17 protein-coding genes are annotated in these 17,453 nt (G+C 71.9%); 10 read left to right on the plus strand and 7 right to left on the minus strand.

The annotated features are described in order from the left end of the window. Positions 1-16: 16 nt before the first annotated feature. Positions 17-1,276 carry a DivIVA domain-containing protein gene (locus CEP17_RS11880; protein WP_112932389.1) on the plus strand — a complete coding sequence of 420 codons (1,260 nt, stop codon included), beginning with the start codon at positions 17-19 and terminating at the stop codon, positions 1,274-1,276. 42 nt (positions 1,277-1,318) lie between these two features. Further along, positions 1,319-3,256 carry a M3 family metallopeptidase gene (locus tag CEP17_RS11885; RefSeq protein WP_112932390.1) on the plus strand — a complete coding sequence of 646 codons (1,938 nt, stop codon included), beginning with the start codon at positions 1,319-1,321 and terminating at the stop codon, positions 3,254-3,256. 21 nt (positions 3,257-3,277) lie between these two features. On the opposite strand, the gene CEP17_RS11890 is transcribed toward CEP17_RS11885, so the two are convergent. Genes CEP17_RS11890 through CEP17_RS11900 form a run of 3 tightly spaced genes read right to left on the minus strand, consistent with a single transcriptional unit; the run spans position 3,278 to position 6,472 of the window. Beyond that, positions 3,278-4,339, minus strand: coding sequence for a low specificity L-threonine aldolase (locus CEP17_RS11890; RefSeq protein ID WP_112932965.1), 1,062 nt, complete (start codon positions 4,337-4,339; stop codon positions 3,278-3,280). A gap of 11 nt (positions 4,340-4,350) precedes the next feature. Continuing rightward, a complete protein-coding gene (locus tag CEP17_RS11895) occupies positions 4,351-5,025 on the minus strand; it encodes an SDR family NAD(P)-dependent oxidoreductase (protein ID WP_112932391.1) in 675 nt (224 codons plus the stop codon). Next, positions 5,018-6,472 (minus strand): DUF6421 family protein, encoded by a 1,455-nt coding sequence (locus CEP17_RS11900; RefSeq protein WP_112932392.1) that lies wholly within the window; start codon positions 6,470-6,472, stop codon positions 5,018-5,020. Before CEP17_RS11900 ends, CEP17_RS11895 begins: the two co-directional genes overlap by 8 nt. Before the next feature lie 71 nt (positions 6,473-6,543). Here CEP17_RS11900 and CEP17_RS11905 point away from each other — a divergent pair, with 71 nt between their 5' ends. The 5 genes from CEP17_RS11905 (at position 6,544) to CEP17_RS11925 (ending at position 11,328) form a co-directional block, all read left to right on the plus strand. Next, positions 6,544-6,999 (plus strand): Lrp/AsnC family transcriptional regulator, encoded by a 456-nt coding sequence (locus tag CEP17_RS11905; RefSeq protein ID WP_081767941.1) that lies wholly within the window; start codon positions 6,544-6,546, stop codon positions 6,997-6,999. Positions 7,000-7,074: 75 nt separating this feature from the next. After that, entirely contained in the window at positions 7,075-8,358 is a 1,284-nt protein-coding gene (locus CEP17_RS11910) for a histidine kinase (RefSeq protein WP_112932393.1), read from the plus strand. Continuing rightward, a complete protein-coding gene (locus CEP17_RS11915) occupies positions 8,355-9,011 on the plus strand; it encodes a response regulator transcription factor (RefSeq protein ID WP_112932394.1) in 657 nt (218 codons plus the stop codon). Before CEP17_RS11910 ends, CEP17_RS11915 begins: the two co-directional genes overlap by 4 nt. A 92-nt stretch (positions 9,012-9,103) precedes the next feature. Beyond that, the gene (locus CEP17_RS11920; protein ID WP_036316731.1) at positions 9,104-9,865 is read left to right on the plus strand and encodes an ABC transporter ATP-binding protein; all 762 of its coding nucleotides are present in this window, start codon (positions 9,104-9,106) and stop codon (positions 9,863-9,865) included. Then, the gene (locus tag CEP17_RS11925; protein WP_112932395.1) at positions 9,862-11,328 is read left to right on the plus strand and encodes an ABC transporter permease; all 1,467 of its coding nucleotides are present in this window, start codon (positions 9,862-9,864) and stop codon (positions 11,326-11,328) included. The genes CEP17_RS11920 and CEP17_RS11925 overlap by 4 nt, the downstream gene beginning before the upstream one ends. 87 nt (positions 11,329-11,415) lie before the next feature. Here the strand turns inward: CEP17_RS11925 and CEP17_RS11930 are convergent, their stop codons facing one another. Further along, positions 11,416-11,946 carry a hypothetical protein gene (locus CEP17_RS11930; RefSeq protein WP_112932396.1) on the minus strand — a complete coding sequence of 177 codons (531 nt, stop codon included), beginning with the start codon at positions 11,944-11,946 and terminating at the stop codon, positions 11,416-11,418. Between the two features lie 39 nt (positions 11,947-11,985). On the opposite strand from CEP17_RS11930, the gene CEP17_RS11935 reads away from it, so the two are divergent. Beyond that, positions 11,986-12,627: a 2-phosphosulfolactate phosphatase gene (locus CEP17_RS11935; RefSeq protein ID WP_112932397.1), complete on the plus strand. Its 642-nt coding sequence runs from the start codon at positions 11,986-11,988 to the stop codon at positions 12,625-12,627. A gap of 28 nt (positions 12,628-12,655) precedes the next feature. Here the strand turns inward: CEP17_RS11935 and CEP17_RS11940 are convergent, their stop codons facing one another. The 3 genes from CEP17_RS11940 to CEP17_RS11950 all read right to left on the minus strand — a co-directional run bounded on the left by CEP17_RS11940 (position 12,656) and on the right by CEP17_RS11950 (position 14,689). Further along, positions 12,656-13,165, minus strand: a complete 510-nt coding sequence (locus tag CEP17_RS11940) for a SprT-like domain-containing protein (RefSeq protein WP_112932398.1) — start codon at positions 13,163-13,165, stop codon at positions 12,656-12,658. A gap of 29 nt (positions 13,166-13,194) precedes the next feature. Further along, positions 13,195-13,719: a hypothetical protein gene (locus CEP17_RS11945; RefSeq protein WP_036316723.1), complete on the minus strand. Its 525-nt coding sequence runs from the start codon at positions 13,717-13,719 to the stop codon at positions 13,195-13,197. Between the two features lie 106 nt (positions 13,720-13,825). After that, positions 13,826-14,689 (minus strand): fused MFS/spermidine synthase, encoded by an 864-nt coding sequence (locus CEP17_RS11950; protein WP_112932399.1) that lies wholly within the window; start codon positions 14,687-14,689, stop codon positions 13,826-13,828. A gap of 187 nt (positions 14,690-14,876) precedes the next feature. On the opposite strand from CEP17_RS11950, the gene CEP17_RS11955 reads away from it, so the two are divergent. Both CEP17_RS11955 and CEP17_RS11960 read left to right on the plus strand, forming a co-directional pair. Then, positions 14,877-15,632, plus strand: coding sequence for a 5-oxoprolinase subunit PxpA (locus tag CEP17_RS11955; protein WP_112932400.1), 756 nt, complete (start codon positions 14,877-14,879; stop codon positions 15,630-15,632). Next, a complete protein-coding gene (locus CEP17_RS11960; RefSeq protein WP_112932401.1) occupies positions 15,626-17,245 on the plus strand; it encodes a 5-oxoprolinase/urea amidolyase family protein in 1,620 nt (539 codons plus the stop codon). Before CEP17_RS11955 ends, CEP17_RS11960 begins: the two co-directional genes overlap by 7 nt. Positions 17,246-17,453 lie beyond the last annotated feature (208 nt).

The raw sequence follows: 17,453 nt of genomic DNA on the forward strand, positions 1-17,453 counted from the left end.
GCTTCGGAGTGTTGCCATGACCGACCGCCACGAGTCCGACCAGTCCGCCTTCGACGACCTCATGTCGGGGTCGCACGAGTCCCGATCCGAAGGGGACGCGGCGTCGTTTCCCACCGTCTTCCGCGGCTACGACCGCGCCGCCGTGGATGCCGCGCTCGCGGCGTTGATGGCCGACGCTGACGCCCGCCGCGCCGACGCCGACGCGCTCACCCGTCAGCTCGAGACCGCGCAGCAGCAGGAGCACGAGCGCACCGACGAGCTCGCGCGGCTCCAGGCGCGCGTTGCGCAGCTGGAGAGCGACCTCGCGGTGCAGTCCGCGCGCGCCGACAACGCAGAGGACAAGGTGCAGACCCTCTCGGCGGAGTTCGTGAGCTCCGCCGCGGAGTCCTCCCACGAACGCGAGCGGTTCGAGGACGTGCTGCGGGTCGCGGAGGACCAGGCATCCGTGATCATCAAGAACGCGAGCGTGCAGGCAGAGCGTCTTCTCCAGGCCGCCCGCGAGGAGATCGCCGCGCAGCGCGCAGCGGCTCACGCCGATATCGAGACGGTGCGCGCCCAGGCGGCGACGGATGCCGCACAGGCGAGACTGACGATCGATACCGAGCTGACGGCGCACACCGCCCAGCTCGAGCGCGAAGCGGCGCACGCCGCCGAGAAGCTCGCCCAGGCCGAACAGGAGGCCGCTGCCATCCGCACCGAAGCTGAGAAGGGCGCCGCGGCCCTGCGTGCTCTCGTCTCGCGCGAGACGGAGCAGCTCCGCGCGGAGGCGGAGGACGCGGTGCGCGAGCAGCGCCTGCGCGCACTCGAGTTCGAGGAGGCCCTGAGCCGCCGGCAGGACGATGCCCAGCAGGAGTTCCTGATGCTGCACAACCAGGCCGTCGCGCACGCCGAGCGCATCACGCAGGACGCCAACGACCAGGTCGCCGCATCGCTGGAGCACGCGCAGCGCATCACGGCGAAGGCCGACGACTTCGACAAGCTCATGCGCGCCCAGGCTCAGCAGCACGAGGCCGACGCCCGGCTGCGGTCGCGCGAGATCCTGGATCGCGCGAGCGTCAAGGCGCAGAAGATCATCGACACCGTCACCGGGCATTCGCAGAGCGTGCTGCGCGACGCCGAAGACCGCGCGCGGGCGCTGCGCTGGCAGCAGCACCAGTTGACGAGCTTCATGTCCGAGGTCAAGGAGCTGCTGCGCACCGAGGCGGCGGCCGACGGCGCCGAGGCCGCGTCGGTACCCGGTGCCGAGGAGATCGACGACGATCACGCGCCGCAGTGATCGCCGATCGGTGACGTCGCGGGCCCGACGTAGGCTCGGAGCATGACCTCGATCGAGCCCCTCGTCTTCCCGACCGACGCCGACGGTTGGGCGGCATTCGCGTCCGGACGCCCCGCCGCCGCTGTCGCCCTCGTCGCCGATGTCGACGCCCGCCTCGTCGGCGCGGCGGACGAGATGGATGCCGCGACGCGCCTGGATCTGTGGAACGACGCCGACCTGGCGCTGCGTCAGGCCACGTGCGAGGCCTATCTCCTGAGTGAGGCGCACCCGGATGCCGAGGTGCGCCGCGTCGCGGAAGCCCAGGTGCAGGCGCTCGAGGCGCTCTCGGCATCCCGGCTTCTCGACGCGAAGCTCTTCGCCGCGTTCGAGACGCTGGCCGATGAGGATCTCGACGCCGACCAGGTGCGCCTGCTCGCCGAGGTGCGCCGCGACTTCCGCCGCGGGGGCGTCGCCCTTCCTCCGGACGACCGCGATCGCGTGCGCGTGCTCACCGACCGCGACACGGAGCTGAGCCTCGAGTTCTCGCGCAACATCCGCGACGGGCGTCGGGAGGTCCGTGTCGCACCCGAGGCTTTGGCGGGTCTGCCGCAGGACTTCATCGACGCGCATCCCGTGGACGACGACGGACTGATCGTGCTCACCACCGAATACACCGACCTCATGCCGGTGCGAGAATACGCGACCGACCGCGCGACCCGCGCGGCGCTCGTCGCGGCCTACAACGACCTCGCGTGGCCGGCGAACGACGCGGTGCTCGCCGAACTGCTGGCGGTCCGCGCCGAGCGGGCGCAGCTGCTCGGCTACCGAGACTGGGCTGACTACGAAACCGAGACCCGCATGATCGGCGCCGGACGCCCCGACGGCGGCAGTGCGGCGATCGCGGAGTTCCTCGCGCGTCTCGACGATGCGTCAGCCGCCGCCGCCGCGGGTGAGTACCCCGTGCTGCTCGAGCGGCTGCGACAGGACGACCCGTCGGCCACCGAGGTCACCATCGCCGACTTCTTCTACCTTCTCAGCACGCTGCGCCGTGAGCGTCACGACGTCGACGCCCAGCTGGTGCGCTCGTATTTCTCGTTCGACCGCGTGCTGCCGGGCGTGCTCGACACGACCGCGCGACTGCTGGACGTCCAGTACGTTCCCGTCGAGATTTCCGCCTGGCATGACGACGTGCGCTCCTACGACGTGATCCGCCGCGGCGCGCGGCTCGGACGCATCCACCTCGACCTGCATCCGCGCGACGGCAAGTACAACCACGCCGCGTGCTTCCCCCTCGCGCCCGGCGTGACGGGACGCGTGCTGCCCGAGGCGGTGCTGCTGTGCAACTTCGCGCGCGGGCTGATGACCCACGACGAGGTCGTCACGTTCTTCCACGAGTTCGGTCACCTCGTGCACGACATCCTCGGCGGCGCCCAGCGCTTCGTGCGCTTCTCGGGGGTCGCCACGGAGTGGGACTTCGTCGAGGCACCGAGTCAGCTGTTGGAGGAGTGGGCGTGGGATGTCGAGGTCCTCGCATCCTTCACGGCGAACGCCGACGGCGAGCCGATCCCGGCCGACCTCGTCGCCAAGATGCGCGTCGCCGACGGGTTCGGCCGGGCACTGGAGGTGCGCCGTCAGCTCGGTCACGCCAACGTCTCCTACCACCTGCACGTCGACCGTCCGGCCGACCTGCAGGCGGCCACCGAGCACTGGTACGCCTCGACGAGCCCCGTGCAGCCGCTGCGCGGGCTGCACTCGTACGCCGGATTCGGGCATCTCACGGGGTACGGCGCCTGCTACTACACGTACCAGTGGAGCCTCGTGATCGCGCGCGACCTGCTCTCGGGCTTCGGCGGCGACCTCATGGATGCCGAGGCGGCGACCCGCTACCGTCGTGAGATCCTCGAGCCCGGCGGCAGCCGGGACGCGACCGCGCTCGTCGAGGCTTTCCTGGGGCGGCCCTCCTCGTTCGACGCCTACCGCGAATGGCTCGCGGGCGCCTGACCGGCGGGGAGAGCGCGGGTCTCAGGTGAGGCGGGCGAGCTCCGCGATGAACGCGTCGACGTCGTCCTCGGACGTGTCGAAGGAGCACATCCAGCGGACTTCGTTCTTCGCCGCGTCCCAGTCGTAGAAGCGGAAGCTCTCACGGAGGGTGTCGGCGACACCGTCCGGCAGCACCGCGAACACGCCGTTGGCCTGCGTCGGCTGGCTGAACGACACCCCCGTGATCGATCCGTCGGCGATGCCCGCCTCGACGCCGGCACGAAGCCGCTGGGCCATCGCGTTGGCGTGGCGGGCATTGCGCAGGTACAGGTCTCCCTCGAGCAGTGCCACCAGCTGCGCGGAGATGAAGCGCATCTTCGACGCCAGCTGCATGTTGAGCTTGCGCAGGAACAGAAGTCCTTCCGCGGCATCCGGGTTCAGGACAATGACGGCCTCTCCGCCGAGCGCGCCGTTCTTCGTCCCACCGAAGCTCAGCACGTCGACGCCGACATCGGTCGTGAAGGCGCGCAGCGGCAGGTCGAGCGCCGCAGCCGCGTTGGAGATCCGGGCGCCGTCGAGGTGCAGGCGCATACCGCGCGCGTGCGCATGGTCGGCGAGGGCTGCGATCTCGTCGGGGTTGTAGAGGGTTCCGAGTTCGGACGACTGCGTGATCGAGACGACGAGCGGCTGCGCGCGGTGCTCGTCACCCCACCCCCAGGCCTCGCGATCGACGAGCTCGGGGGTGAGCTTGCCGTCGTCGGTGGGGACGTTCAGGATCTTGATCCCCGCCACGCGCTCCGGGGCACCGCCTTCGTCGACGTTGATGTGCGCGGTGGATGCCGCGATCACCGCCCCCCAGCGCGGGAGCATCGACTGCAGCCCGACGACGTTCGCGCCCGTTCCGTTGAAGACGGGGAACGCCTCGACGCCCGCACCGAAGTGGTGACGGAACACCTCCTGCAGTCGGGCCGTGTACGCATCCTCGCCGTACGCGATCTGGTGTCCGTGGTTGGCGGCGGCGATGGCCTCGAGGATCTCGGGGTGGACGCCCGAGTAGTTGTCGCTGGCGAAGCCGCGCACGGCGGTGTCGTGGAGAGTCGTCACGGACATCCAATCTAGTTCGACGCGCCGAGAGCGACGATCGTGTCGTTGACGGTGGCGGCGTCGAGGTCCCACAGACCGACGAAGGCACGGGCCAGCTCGTCCTCGAGACCCTCGAGCGCGCGGATGCGGAAGATGACGGATGCCGCGCTCTGCGGCATCGAGCGATCGCGCGCGTCCTTCGCGAACCCCTGCGCCATCGCCCGCGCCCACGTCTCCTCGGCCGCCTTGACGGCCGCGTAGTTCGCGCCGCCGGCCAGGGGACGCGCGACCGCCGTGGACGACACGATCGCCGCGCGTGCAGCGGCGGAGGCACGCAGATCGTCCCACCATGCTCTCGTGACGTGCCGCAGGGCGCTCAGTCCGCTCTCGAGATCTCGGTAATCGGCCTCGGTCTGGCCGCGCAGCCCTCCACCGCCGCGCCAGCCGCCGACGAGGTGCAGCAGCCCATCGAGGCGTACGCCGTCCGCCGCGAGCGTCGCCGCGAAGCGCGCGACCTCCGCTTCGTCGGCGAGGTCGCACACGACGGTGCGGGCGCCCAGTTCTCGGAGGGGGATCAGAGCGTCCGCCCGTCGCCCCACCGCGATGACGTTCGCCCCCGCCGCCACGAGCGCGCGTGCGGCGGCGTGCCCGCTCGCGCTCGTCGCACCGGCGATCATGACCGAGCGCCCGCGCACGCCGTCACCCATCGCGGCCCGTGATGCCCGTGGTCGAGGAGATGACGCTCTGCATCTTCTTGTCGAGCGCCTCGAAGAACATCGACAGCGGGAACTCGTCGTCCAGCACGGCGTCGGTGTAGCCCTTCGGGGCTCCGGCCAGCACGTCGTCGGGCAGACCGCGCGCCCAGAGCGACGCCGGGTGAGGGGTCACGACGCTGCTCACGAGCTCGTAGGCGGCGAGCCAGTGCGCGACCTTCGGTCGGTCGATCGACTCCCAGTACAGCCGGTCGATCGCATCGCTGAGGGCGATGACCGCCGCCGGCACCTCGTCCCAGTCGAGGGCGAGAGCGGTGTCGGTCCAGTGCAGCACGCCGCGCTGGTGCAGCCAGGCGAAGAGCAGCTGCCCGCCGAGACCGTCGTAGTTGCGCACCCGCGACCCGGTGATGGCGAATCGGAAGATCCGGTCGAAGAGCACCGCGTACGGGACGAGTCGCGCGTGATCGAGCATCTCCCGCTCGGCATCCGTCAGATCGTCGCCCTCATCGACGCGCGCGCTCAGCCGCGCGGCGATGCCGACGCACTCCCGGTACGCCGTCAGATCGCATCGCAGTTCCTCCAGCGTGTACAAGAAGTACGGCATGCGCTGCTTGATCATGAACGGGTCGAACGGCAGGTCCCCGCGCATGTGGCTGCGGTCGTGGATCAGGTCCCACATCACGAAGGTCTGCTCGGTCAAGCGCTGGTCGGCGAGCAGGCGCCTGACGCCCTCCGGCATATCGAGCTTCGTGATCTCGGATGCCGCGGCGACCACGCGTCGGAAACGCGCCGCTTCACGGTCCTGGAAGATCGCGCCCCAGGTGAACGCCGGGATCTCGCGCATGGCGACCGTCTCCGGGAACAGCACCGCCGAGTTCGTGTCGTAGCCGGACGTGAAGTCCAGCAGGCGGAGGGAGACGAACAGGCCGTTGGTGTAGGTCTGTTCGAGCTCGGCGATGAACCCCGGCCAGATCACCTCGCAGAGCACCGCCTCCAGGTGGCGGTCGCGGGAGCCGTTCTGCGTGTACATCGGAAAGACGACGAGATGGCGCAGGCCATCGACCCGATCGCGCTGCGGCTGGAAGGCGACCAAGGAGTCGAGGAAGTCGGGCGCGCCGAAACCGGAGTCCGCCCAGCGGTGCAGGTCGACCACGCACGCCGACAGATAATCGGCGTCGTGCGGGAACAGGGGCGCGAGAGTCTCGATCGCCTTCGCAACGACGGCGACCAGCGAGGTCGCCTGATCACGGTGAGCGGGGTCGGGCACCGCGCCGTCGGGTGCTTGCAGCGGCTGCAGTCGTGAGACGGCGTCCTTCAGGGCCAGCCAGGCCGGCTGCTGGGCGATCGGTCGGTCGTCTTCGACGAGCTGGGTGATCGGTCGGTCGTCTTCGACGACCTCGGGCTCTCCGATGACGGACTTCGCGGGAGTGAGAAGGGACATGGTGGGCACCTCCGATCGTTTGGCAGGAATATTTACGGCCTGAGTGGATTGCGTCAGATATTCTTCCATGTGTGGAAGATGATGTCGACCGTCGAATCGTTGCCGAGGTCTCCCGTGACGGGCGGATGACCCTGGCTGACCTGTCCGCCGCCGTCGGATTGTCGGTCTCGGCGGTGCAGGCGCGGCTCAAGCGCCTCGAGTCCCGCGAGGTCATCACCGGGTATCGTGCCCTCGTCGATGCCGATGCGGCCGGACGCCCCCTGGCCGCGTTCATCGAGATCACCCCGCTCGATCCCGCCCAGCCCGACAATGCGCCCGAGCTGCTCGAGCACCTCGACGCCATCGAGGCCTGCCACTCGATCGCCGGCGACGCCAGCTACATGCTCTTCGCCCGCGTCGCCTCGCCGCGCGCACTCGAAGAGCTCGTGCGCGACATCCGCCTCGCGGCCTCCGTCCGCACTCGCACCACCGTCGTCCTCCAGACGTTCTACGAGCACCGGCCGATCGTCCCGCTCGGCGCGTCCTAGCGCCGCCGGGCGCCGCCGACTGCAATACATCCCGCGATGGATGCCGCGACACGCGCCGTCGCGTAGCGTCGAAGCGTGTTCCGCACGCTCACCCGCACGCAGCTGACGGTCGACATCGTCGCCGCCGGCGTCTTCGCGATGTTCGCCGTGCTGGCCACCCTCGTCCCCTGGGACTCGGTGAGCTCGGGCGTGCTGCCGCCGCGCGTGGCGCTCGCCGTCGCGCTGGTTCTCACCGTGGTCTTCTCGGCCGCCGGCGCGATCCGCCGCCTCGCGCCGGAGCTGGCGCTCGCGGTCTGCTGGGTGGCCGCGATCATGCAGATGGCCAGCGGCCTGCCGCCCCTGCCGGCGAACGTCGTGATCTTCGGTGTGCTCTACACCACCGCCGCATACGGCGCCCGACGCACGTTCTGGTTCGGACTCGCCTCATCCCTGGTCGGTGCGTTCGCGATCGCCGCCTACATCGTCGTGGTGCCGCTCCTGCTCGGAGCGGGCACGCCGAACGGCATCGGCACGTACGTGTTCGCCAGCGTCGCCACCTTCGCCTCCGCCGCGTTCGCTCTGCTGCTGTCGTGGACGACCGGCGCGCTGGTGCGCACCACGCTGCGTGCGCGCGAGAACCGCCGCGCGCAAGAACTCGCCGAGGCGACGGCGATCGCCGAGGCCGAGCGCACCCGCATCGCCCGCGACATGCACGACGTCGTCGCCCACTCGCTCGCGGTCGTGATCGCTCAGGCCGACGGTGCGCGCTACGCGGCGGCATCCGACCCGGCCGTTGCCGCAGCGACTCTCGGCACCATCTCGGCCACGGCCCGCGCCGCGCTGTCCGACGTCCGGATGCTGCTGACGCAGCTGCGGCACACGCAGGCCGAAGGGCCACAGCCGACGCTCGCCGACCTGGAACAGCTCTATGCGCAGGTCCGCGCGGCGGGGGTCGCACTGCGCGTCGATGTCGACCCGATGCCGGCCGCCGAGGTGCCCTCGGCCGTGCAGCTCGCCGTCTTCCGCATCCTGCAGGAGGCGCTCACCAATGCGCTGCGCCACGGCGCACGCTCCGAGGTGAGCGTGCGGCTGGCGTGGCACCCTGGACGGGTGGAGCTGACCGTGAGCAATCCCATCGATCCGCCGTCGCCGCTTGCCGGCGCGCACGGCGACCGCGCAGACGGCGAGGCGCGCGGGCACGGGCTCATCGGCATGCGTGAGCGTGCACAACTCGTCGGCGGGAACCTCGAGGCGGCTCCCCGCGGGCGGGACTTCGTGGTGAGTGCCTCGCTGCCGATCGCCGCCGAAGCGATGACGCCGGGATCCCGCGTGCCCGGGCCGACGCTGCCGGGTTCGCACGTCCGGGAGGCGGCGCGGTGAGCGCGCCGATCCGTGTCGTCCTCATCGACGACCAGGCCCTCTTTCGCGCCGGCATCCGCATGGTCATCGATTCGCAGCCGGACCTGACCGTCGTCGGTGAAGCCGGAGACGGGGCGGAAGGCGTGCGGGTCGTCCGACAGACGCGCCCCGACGTCGTGCTCATGGACATCCGGATGCCGGTGATGGACGGCCTCGCTGCGACCGCGGAGCTGCTGTCCGATACGACGCTGGCGAGCGCACCCCCGCGGATCGTCATGCTCACGACCTTCGATCTCGACGAGGCGGCCGCGCGAGCCATTCGTCAGGGGGCGAGCGGCTTTCTCCTGAAGGACGCCGATCCGGAGTTCCTCCTCGCGGCCATCCGCACGGTGCAGTCGGGCTCGGCGGTCATCGCCGCCGCGGCCACGCGTGAGCTGTTCGCCCAGTTCTCGGCCCCTCTGCGTGCCGCACCGCCGGCGTTCGCCGAGCTCACCGACCGAGAGCGGGAGATCTTCGCCCTCGCCGCCCGCGGCCTCTCCAACGCCGAGATCGCCCAGCGCGAGTTCCTGTCCGAGGCCACGGTGAAGACACACATCAGCCGCGTGCTGGGAAAGCTCGGACTCCGTGACCGCGTGCAGCTGGTCGTCTTCGCGTTCGAGCACGGCTTGGCCTGAGAGCGCGTCGTCGCCGCATCATCCTTGCGATGTACGTCTCCGCGACGCGAGGCCGACGCGGGGCTGCAGACGCCCTCCGTAGCGTCGAGATCATGCAGATCACCACGACCGAACTCGGGCTCGCCGCTCGCGTGCAGAGCCTCACCAAGACCTACGGCGGCGGGGAGAGCGCGGTGCGTGCCCTCGACGGCGTCACCGTCGGCATCCGCCGCGGGGAGTTCACCGCCATCATGGGCCCCTCGGGCTCGGGCAAGTCGACGCTCATGCACATCATGGCCGGGCTGGACAGCGCCACCAGCGGTCGGGCGTGGATCGGCGACACCGAGATCACGGGTCTGTCCGACCTCGAGCTGACGATTCTTCGCCGGCGTCGGATCGGCTTCGTCTTCCAGGCGTTCAACCTCGTGCCGACCCTCGACGCGATCGGCAACATCATGCTGCCCTTCGACCTCGACGGACGGCGCCCGACGGCGCTGGAACGGGCTCGCATCGATGCCCTCATCGACACCCTGGGGCTGCGGGCACGCCTGCAGCACCGGCCGCACGAGCTGTCCGGCGGCCAACAGCAGCGCGTCGCCATCGCTCGCGCCCTCGCGACGGCGCCCGACCTCGTCTTCGCCGACGAACCGACCGGCAACCTCGACTCGCGCTCGAGCCGTGAGGTGCTCTCCCTTCTCGCCGCCGCCAGCCGGGATCACGGACAGTCCATTGCGATGGTGACGCACGACCCCGTGGCCGCTGCGCATGCCGATCGCGTGCTGTTCCTCGGTGACGGCCGTGTCGTCGCCGACAAGCCCGCGCAGACCGCTGAGCAGGTCGCGGCGTTCATGCTGGCCGCGGAGGTGAGGGCGTGAGCGCCCTGGTCGCCGATCGCGCCGCGCCGCCGACGAGGTCCTCCCGACGTGACGCGGCCAGAGGCGGGTGGCTGCGCGAGCGCGGCATGGGGGCGAGCATTCTCGTCGCCGCCATCTCCTCCGCGTTCGGCGTGCTGCTGCTGACCGCCACCGGCTACATCGCGACCTGGGCGCGCAGCGACCCGTACCTGGGCGACAGTGAGACGGTCGCGATCGTCCTCGGCATCCTGAGCGTCCTGCTGGTCGGCGTCGCCGTGTACGTCGCTGCGATCGTGACGGCCAACACTTTCGCGACCATCGTCGCCGGTCGCACCCGTCAGATCGCCCTGATGCGGCTGATCGGTGCGTCAGCGCGGGCGCAGCGCCGCGCGGTCGGCCGTCAGGGCTGGGGCGTCGGCGTCATCGGAGCCACCACGGGACTCGTCCTGGGAGCCGCCGTCGCTGCGGTTCTCGTCCGCGCCGCCGATGCCGTGCTGCACGTCACCGTCGGCTACGCCGTGCTGCAGCCGGTGCTGCTGGTCCCCGCCGCCGTCGTGGCGATCACCACCTGGGCCGGCGCCTGGAGCGGGTCGCGCCGCGTGCTGGCCGTGACGCCGCTGCAGGCGCTCGGGGGAGCCACACCGCGCACGCGCGACGAGACCCGTTCGCGCGGGCGTACGGCGGTCGCGGCCGGCCTCGGGGCCGTCGGCGCAGCCCTGCTCGCCACCGGCGTGGCCGTCGGGACCGCATCGCCGCTGGGCGTCATCGTCGCCTTCTTCGGGGGCGTGCTGTCCTTCACCGCTCTCGCGCTGGGCGCTGTGCTCGTCATGCCGCCGCTGCTGCGTCTCAGTGGCCGTGCCTTCGGACGGTCTGCGCCGGCGCGCCTGGCGGCCGAGAATGCGCTGCGCTACCCCGAGCGGGCCAGCCGGATGGCCATCGGCGTCGTGATGGGGGTGACGCTCGTCGTGATGTTCGCGGTCGCGAGCGCGTCGGTGAAGTCCCTGCTGACCGCGGCCGCCGACGGCGTTCCGCCTGCTGAGCTGAGCCGCGTGCTCGACACCTTTGCGGCGATCATGATGGGTCTCGTGGCGGTATCCGCGGTGATCGCCGCCGTCGGGCTCGTCAACCTTCTGACGATCGGCGTCGTCCAGCGCCGACGCGAGCTCGGTCTGCTGCGTGCGCTGGGGTTGTCGTCGGCGCAGGTGCGCACCGTGGTGCTGCTGGAGGCCGTGCACGTGACGGTTACGGCACTCGCGTTCGGTCTGGTGCTCGGCGTCGCCTACGGCTGGGTGGCGGTGCAGTCGCTGCTCGGGTCGGTCACGCTGCCGCCGTCGTTCTCGTCGCCGACGATCGTGGCTCCCGCCGTGCCGTGGATGCCGGTGCTCATCGTCGTGGCGGCGACGGCACTGCTGACTGCCGTCGCGACGGTCGTACCGACGCGGCTGGCGACACGGGTGAGCGCCGTGGAGGCCCTCGCCGAATGAGTCTCCGGGCGCATCGGGAGCGCCCGGACACCGGCCGCCGCGGTCACGGCTTCGACCGTGGCGGCCGGCTTTTCCGAAGGGTGGCGGTCAGCGCGTCGACGCGTCGCCGGGGACGCTCTGCACGGTGTCGGGGTCGTACGCCCAGGTCGGCGCCAGCGCCTTCAGCCGCGCGCCGCGCCACTGCCACGTCGCCCACAGCACGGGCCAGAGCGCGGCCGCCGCCGCACCGCCGATGACGAGTCGGTCGCGCCAAAGGGTTCGCGACGGATCGCCCGGTGCGGGGGAGACGGCCATCTGGTGGTCCCAGACATCGAGGGCCGCGAGAGGGCCGGTGAGCGGGATGCCGCTGTCGCGGAAGATGCGGACGGGACCGTTCGCATCGTCCATGTGACGCTCACTCACGTGGATCAGCTGCTGTCCGAGCGTGATCCGCCCGGCGATGCTCATGCGAACGGGAACGTCGGCGCCCGCCTCCAACCGCGACGGCAGCCCCTCTGCCGCCATCGGCACCAGTTGCACGAAGGGGCCGTACAGATCGGCCACCGCCCGCGGCGAGTGCAGCGCTCGCCACGCGGCATCCGCATCGCAGTCGAGGACGAGCTTCAGCATGATCCGCATGTGCCCAGTCTCGCATCCGCCTGCCCGTAGCCTGGAGACATGCCCTCCCCGTTCGATCAGTCCCGCTATCAGGTGCGCATGGAATGGGGGGTGTCGGGGCTCGAGCGCGCTGCGGCATCCGACATCGTGGTCGTCGTCGACGTGCTCCGATTCTCGAGTACGGTCGCGCGGCGTATCGCGGCGGGCGTCACCGTCGCCCTGGATGCCGACGCCCACGCCGTGTCGCTGAACGGCGCGGCCGTCGCAGCCCGTGCCGCCGACAGCGCAGCGGTGGTGTTTCTGGGGGCGCTCGTCAGCGCAGGTGCGGTGGCCGCCGCCGTCATGGCCGAGCAGCAGCGCCGCGCCGCGAGGACGAGCATCCTCGTCATCGCCGCCGGCGAGCTCTCATCCCGTGAGCCCGGCGCCGCTCTCCGCGTCGCGGTGGAAGACCTTCTCGGCGCCGGCGCGATCGTCGACGCCCTCGGAGCGCTCGGCATCGACCACACCTCTCCCGAAGCCGCGGCCGCCGGCGAAGCGTTCCGAGGCCTTCGTCCCGCGCTGCGGCACCTGCTCACCGCCAGCGGTTCGGGGCAGGAGCTCATCGACCAGGGCCTTCGCGACGACGTGCTCGCTGCCGCCCAGGTCGATACCGTGTCGTCGGCGCCGGTGCTGCGCGACGGCGTCTTCGTGCCGTACGCCTGAGGGTTCTCGCTGCACGCACGAGCCGGGCTCAGAGCGACGCGCCCACGCTCTCCCGCGGCGTCATCGCCGCCCGACGTGTGGCCGGCGAGATCTCGCGTCTCGTCCAGACGAAGAGGTAGCGGTCGTCGAAGGATGCCGAGCAGCGCGCGCACGAGGTCGGTCGGGTGGCGCGGCGATGGCGATAGGCGATGTGGCCGCGGGGGCAGATGCCGACCCAGGGCGCCAGCTCGGTGGCCGTCTCGCCGTGGTGGGTTGTGCCGCCGGTGTAGCCCAGCAGGCGCGCCGTGCGCTTCCACGCGCTGCCGTGCCCGGCTCGCGGACCGGCGAGCGCGTGCGCGACCTCGTGCAACAGCGTCTGCCGGTTGGTCTCGTCGTCGTAGCGGGCGGCGAGATACCGCGAGACGGTGATGCGCTGGCGCGTGTAGTCGCAGGCCCCCGCGCGCCGCTTCGCGTTGTCGAACGCGAACGTCCACGACGCGTCGAGATGCGTGCGGATGAGAGCCTCGGCCTCGCGCCGGACGACGTCCAGATCGGTCATGCGCACACGCTAGAAGGGATGTCCGACACTCAGCTCGCGACGGCCGTGCTGCGACGACGGTCGGCGGCTTCGATCGCCAGCAGCGTCGATTCGAGCTGCTCCTCGGGGGCACCCGCCTGCTGGCGCAGGAACAGCGCGCGCTTGAAGTCGGCGCGGGCGTCGGCGAACTCCTCGGCGTCGTAGCTCACCTTGCCGCGATGCTGGAAAGCGAACGCCGCCAGGGCGGCCCAGCCCTGGCCTTCGGCCTCTTCGGCGCACGTGGTGAGCTCCTGATGGGCCGCGGCGTAGGCTCCCCGCACCTGCAGCACGCTCGCGTGCAGGATCCGTGCGCGCAGGAGATCCTTGCGGGTCCCGCCCATCCGCGCCACCCGCACCGATTGCTCCGACACGACGAGGGACTCGTCCCACCGGCCGAGCACCTTCAGCAGCCACACCCGCTCGAGCAGAGCCGGAAGGCTGCGCTGGTCGCCCAGCTCGTCGAGGCGCTCCTGGCATTCGCGCGGGTCCACGATCTCGCGCAGCGTCTGCGGGTCGTATCCCTTGATGTAGCTCACGGGCGGGCCCCCTTCGTCGTGCGAACGCGCCCGGGTGAGGCGCACCCCTCCAGTGTGACCCGCGGCCGTCGGAGGGACGGCCTGTACACGCCGCCGGTGCCGATTCTCAGCGTTCGAACACGGATGCCGCGGGCTTCGGCGAGGCCGTCGCGTCGGCATCCGTCGCCACGCGAGCGCCGCGCACGAACTCGTCGAGCTCTGCGCCCTGTGCGACCTTCGCCGGGTGCGGGCCCGCGGCCATGAGTCGCGGCAGCCACGCGACCGGCAGGGGAGAGGGGGATGCCGCGATGACGAGGTTGCCGAAGCGGCGCCCCTTCAGGGTCTGCACCTCCGCGAGCACGATGACCTCGGGCAGCACCTCCCGGACCGTGGCCACCTCGCGGCGGGCGAAGGCGAGTCCCGCCCCGTCGGCGACGTTGACGAGGAGCACGCCGTCGGGAGCGAGGAGCCCGGCGAGGATGCGGAAGTACTCGACGGTGGTGAGGTGGGCGGGGGTCTGTGCCCCGGCGAACACGTCGGAGACCACGAGGTCGGCGGCGCCCTGCAGCCCCGCGGGAAGGCGACCGGCGACCTCGCGGGCGTCGCCGATGCGCACGCGCACCTGTGCGCCGCGCGGCAGCGGCAGCTGGGCGCGCACGAGGTCCACGAGCGGCTGTTCGAGCTCGATCACCTGCTGTCGCGAGCCGGGGCGCGTGTGCTCGACGTACCGGGGAAGGGTGAGCGCTCCCGCGCCGAGGTGGATCGCGGTGAGCGGCTGCCCCGGCATCCGGAGCCGGTCGATGACCGCGCCCATCCGGGCCACGTACTCGAAGTGCAGGTGCGCCGGGTCGTCGAGATCGACGTGCGACTGGGGTGTGCCGTCGACATCCAGTTCGAAGCCGCCCGCGTAGCGGCTCGGCACGACCCGTGCGATCGTGCCGTCCGACAGGCGCGCCTGCGGTTCGTCGTCCTCCACGTGCGCGCGAGCCATGCCTCCCACGGTACTCGCGCGCCCGCACCCGGCTCGTGGCGTGCGTAACTCCGCCTGGATCGGCGTTGCCGGGTGTGGGGGCCGCGGTCGGCGCGTGTGAGGCGGAGTTGTGCACGCCGCAGTCAGGTGACCGCAGGTTGACCGGCCGACCCCACCGACGGACGCCGGCCGCCGGTACGCTCGGATCGTGGCGGTCATCGATCTCAACGCCGATCTCGGCGAGACGGTCGGCGGGCTGCCCACGGCGGACGACGACGCCATGTTCGCGCTGATCTCGAGCGCGTCGATCGCGTGCGGGGGCCACGCCGGCGACATGGCCTCGATGCACGCCGCGGTCGAGCGCGCCGCCCGCACCGGCGTCGCGATCGGAGCGCACCCTTCCTACCCCGATCGCGCCGGCTTCGGACGGACGCCCCTCGCGATGAGCGCAGCCGATCTCCGCCGGAGCCTGGACGACCAGCTCGGCACCCTCGCCGCCGTCGGCGCCGACATCCGCTACGTCAAGCCCCACGGGGCGCTCTATCACGCCGTCCGCTCCGACGCCGCGCACGCCCGCGCGGTGGTGGATGCCGTGGCGGCGCTGGCCGCGGGGCTCGGCCGTGCCGTTCCGATCCTGGGTCTGGACGGCGCCATCGCCGACGATGCCTCGCGGGCCGGTGTCCCGTTCGTGCGCGAGGCGTTCCTCGATCGCGGCTACCTGCCCGACGGTGGGCTCGTGCCGCGGAGCGACCCCGGGGCGCTCCTGCACGACCCCGACGAGGTGGCTGCACGCGCGCTGCGACTGGCGCGCGACGGGGTCGTCGAAGCCGTCGACGGCAGCCTCGTCGCCACCGGTGCGGCATCACTCTGCGTCCACGGCGACTCACCGGGCGCCGTCGCCATGGCCCGTGCCGTGCGCGCGGCGCTGGATGCCGCGGGTGTCGACGTCGCCGCGCCATGGTGACGCACGGCGACGCGGTGATCGGCGGCGGCATCCGGGTGCGGCCCTTCGGCGAGCGCGCGCTGCTCGCGGAGGTGGACGACCTCGAGGCGGTTCTCGCGCTGCACGCCCGACTCGTGGCGACGCGGCGGCCCGGGATCGTCGATCTCGTGCCGGCGGCGCAGACGGTGCTCGTCGTCATCGACCCGACGGTGATGCCGCTCGCGTCGGCGCGGACGTGGGTGCTCTCGGCCCGCACGGCCGTCGCGCAGGGCGCACTCCCGCCGGCTCGCACCGTCGAGGTCCCCGTCGTCTACGACGGCGAGGACCTCCATGCGCTCGCCGCCGAGCTCGGCATCGGCGTCGCGCAGCTGACCGCGCGCCACGCGGCGGCCGACTGGACGGTCGCCTTCACGGGGTTCGCGCCCGGTTTCGGCTACCTCGTGAGCGCCGACTGGCCTTTCGACGTGCCGCGGAGGGCGCGTCCGCGGCCACGGGTGCCGGCCGGCGCCGTCGCGCTCGCGGGACGTTTCTCGGGGGCGTATCCGCGCTCGACGCCCGGCGGTTGGCAGCTGATCGGCACGACACCCGCGGTGCTGTTCGACCCCGATGCCGCATCCCCCGCGCTCCTTCGGCCCGGCGACCATGTGCGCTTCGTTCCGACGGCGCCGTCGGCGGCGGGGCGCCCGGTCGGCGTTGACATCCCGGCCGCCGCCCCTCGCGCCGTGTCGCCGTCGTCGCGCGCCCGCGACGGCATCGTGGTGCGCGCGCCGGGGCCAGCGGCGACGGTACAGGACCAGGGGCGGCGCGGCGTGCTCGCCGACGGCGTCGCGCTGTCCGGGGCGGCCGACCGGGCGGCGCTGCGGGTCGCCAACCGGCTCGTCGGCACCGCGGCCACCGCGGCCGGCGTCGAGATCACGATGGGCGGGTTCCGTGCGGTGCGGGATGCCGCGGCATCCGCGGAGGACCTCTGGTTCGCCCTCGCGGGTGCGTGGGGCACGATGCGTCTCGACGGCCGGCCGCTCGACCCCTACGTCGCCCACCCCTGGCCTGTGGGCGCGGAGCTGGAGATCGACACCTTCACGCACGGTGTGCGCGCCTACCTCGCGGTCCGCGGCGGCGTGGCCGTGCGCTCACTTCTCGGCTCGAGGGCGACGGACACCCTCGCGGGGCTCGGCCCGGCGCCGCTCGCGGCGGGCGATGTGCTCGGCGTGGGAGGCGACGTCGCCGGGCCGGTTCCCGCCGTCGATCTGCGGCCCTGGAGTCCGCCCGCCGCCGAACTCGACATCGCGCTGGCGCCGGGCCCGCGCGCCGACCGGTTCGCCACGGTGGAGCCGTTGTTCGCGGAGGTCTGGACGGTGTCCACACAGGCCGATCGGGTGGGCATCCGCCTGGAGGGGCCGACGCTGGAGCGCGCCGATGTCTCGGAGCTGGCGAGCGAGGGCATGCTGCCCGGTGCGATCCAGGTGCCGCCGGACGGACATCCCGTCATCCTCGGCCCGGACGGCCCGGTCACCGGCGGCTACCCGGTCGTCGCCGTGGTCACGGATGCCGATCGCGATCTCCTCGGTCAGGCGCGGCCGGGCACGCGCCTGCGCTTTCGCCACGCCGGCGCGGCGTCGTCCGGTCCCTCCTGAGAGCGCGTCCGCGCGTTTATACCGCAGCCGGGGAAGCTCGTCAAGAATCGACTGGACATGGCGCGTCGTGCGGACTATAGTGGGTAGTTGCGCTCCCTTCCCCCATGCCCTCATATGGTGGTCGGCTTGTGCCTGCGTTGACAATGTGCCCCGGATCATGGGGGCGCTCGCGCAGGAGTGGAACGGAGCACTCCACCTGACGACAAGG

The sequence above is a fragment of the Microbacterium sp. PM5 genome (assembly GCF_003293595.1).
Taxonomy (GTDB): domain Bacteria; phylum Actinomycetota; class Actinomycetes; order Actinomycetales; family Microbacteriaceae; genus Microbacterium.

What these genes read in the sequence shown, in the direction of transcription:
- CEP17_RS11880 (WP_112932389.1), top strand. Translation starts at nt 17, where the DNA reads ATGACCGACCGCCACGAGTCCGACCAGTCCGCCTTCGACGACCTCATG.
- CEP17_RS11885 (WP_112932390.1), top strand. Translation starts at nt 1,319, where the DNA reads ATGACCTCGATCGAGCCCCTCGTCTTCCCGACCGACGCCGACGGTTGG.
- CEP17_RS11895 (WP_112932391.1), bottom strand. Translation starts at nt 5,025, where the DNA reads ATGGGTGACGGCGTGCGCGGGCGCTCGGTCATGATCGCCGGTGCGACG.
- CEP17_RS11900 (WP_112932392.1), bottom strand. Translation starts at nt 6,472, where the DNA reads ATGTCCCTTCTCACTCCCGCGAAGTCCGTCATCGGAGAGCCCGAGGTC.
- CEP17_RS11920 (WP_036316731.1), top strand. Translation starts at nt 9,104, where the DNA reads ATGCAGATCACCACGACCGAACTCGGGCTCGCCGCTCGCGTGCAGAGC.
- CEP17_RS11930 (WP_112932396.1), bottom strand. Translation starts at nt 11,946, where the DNA reads ATGCGGATCATGCTGAAGCTCGTCCTCGACTGCGATGCGGATGCCGCG.
- CEP17_RS11935 (WP_112932397.1), top strand. Translation starts at nt 11,986, where the DNA reads ATGCCCTCCCCGTTCGATCAGTCCCGCTATCAGGTGCGCATGGAATGG.
- CEP17_RS11940 (WP_112932398.1), bottom strand. Translation starts at nt 13,165, where the DNA reads ATGACCGATCTGGACGTCGTCCGGCGCGAGGCCGAGGCTCTCATCCGC.
- CEP17_RS11950 (WP_112932399.1), bottom strand. Translation starts at nt 14,689, where the DNA reads ATGGCTCGCGCGCACGTGGAGGACGACGAACCGCAGGCGCGCCTGTCG.
- CEP17_RS11960 (WP_112932401.1), top strand. Translation starts at nt 15,626, where the DNA reads ATGGTGACGCACGGCGACGCGGTGATCGGCGGCGGCATCCGGGTGCGG.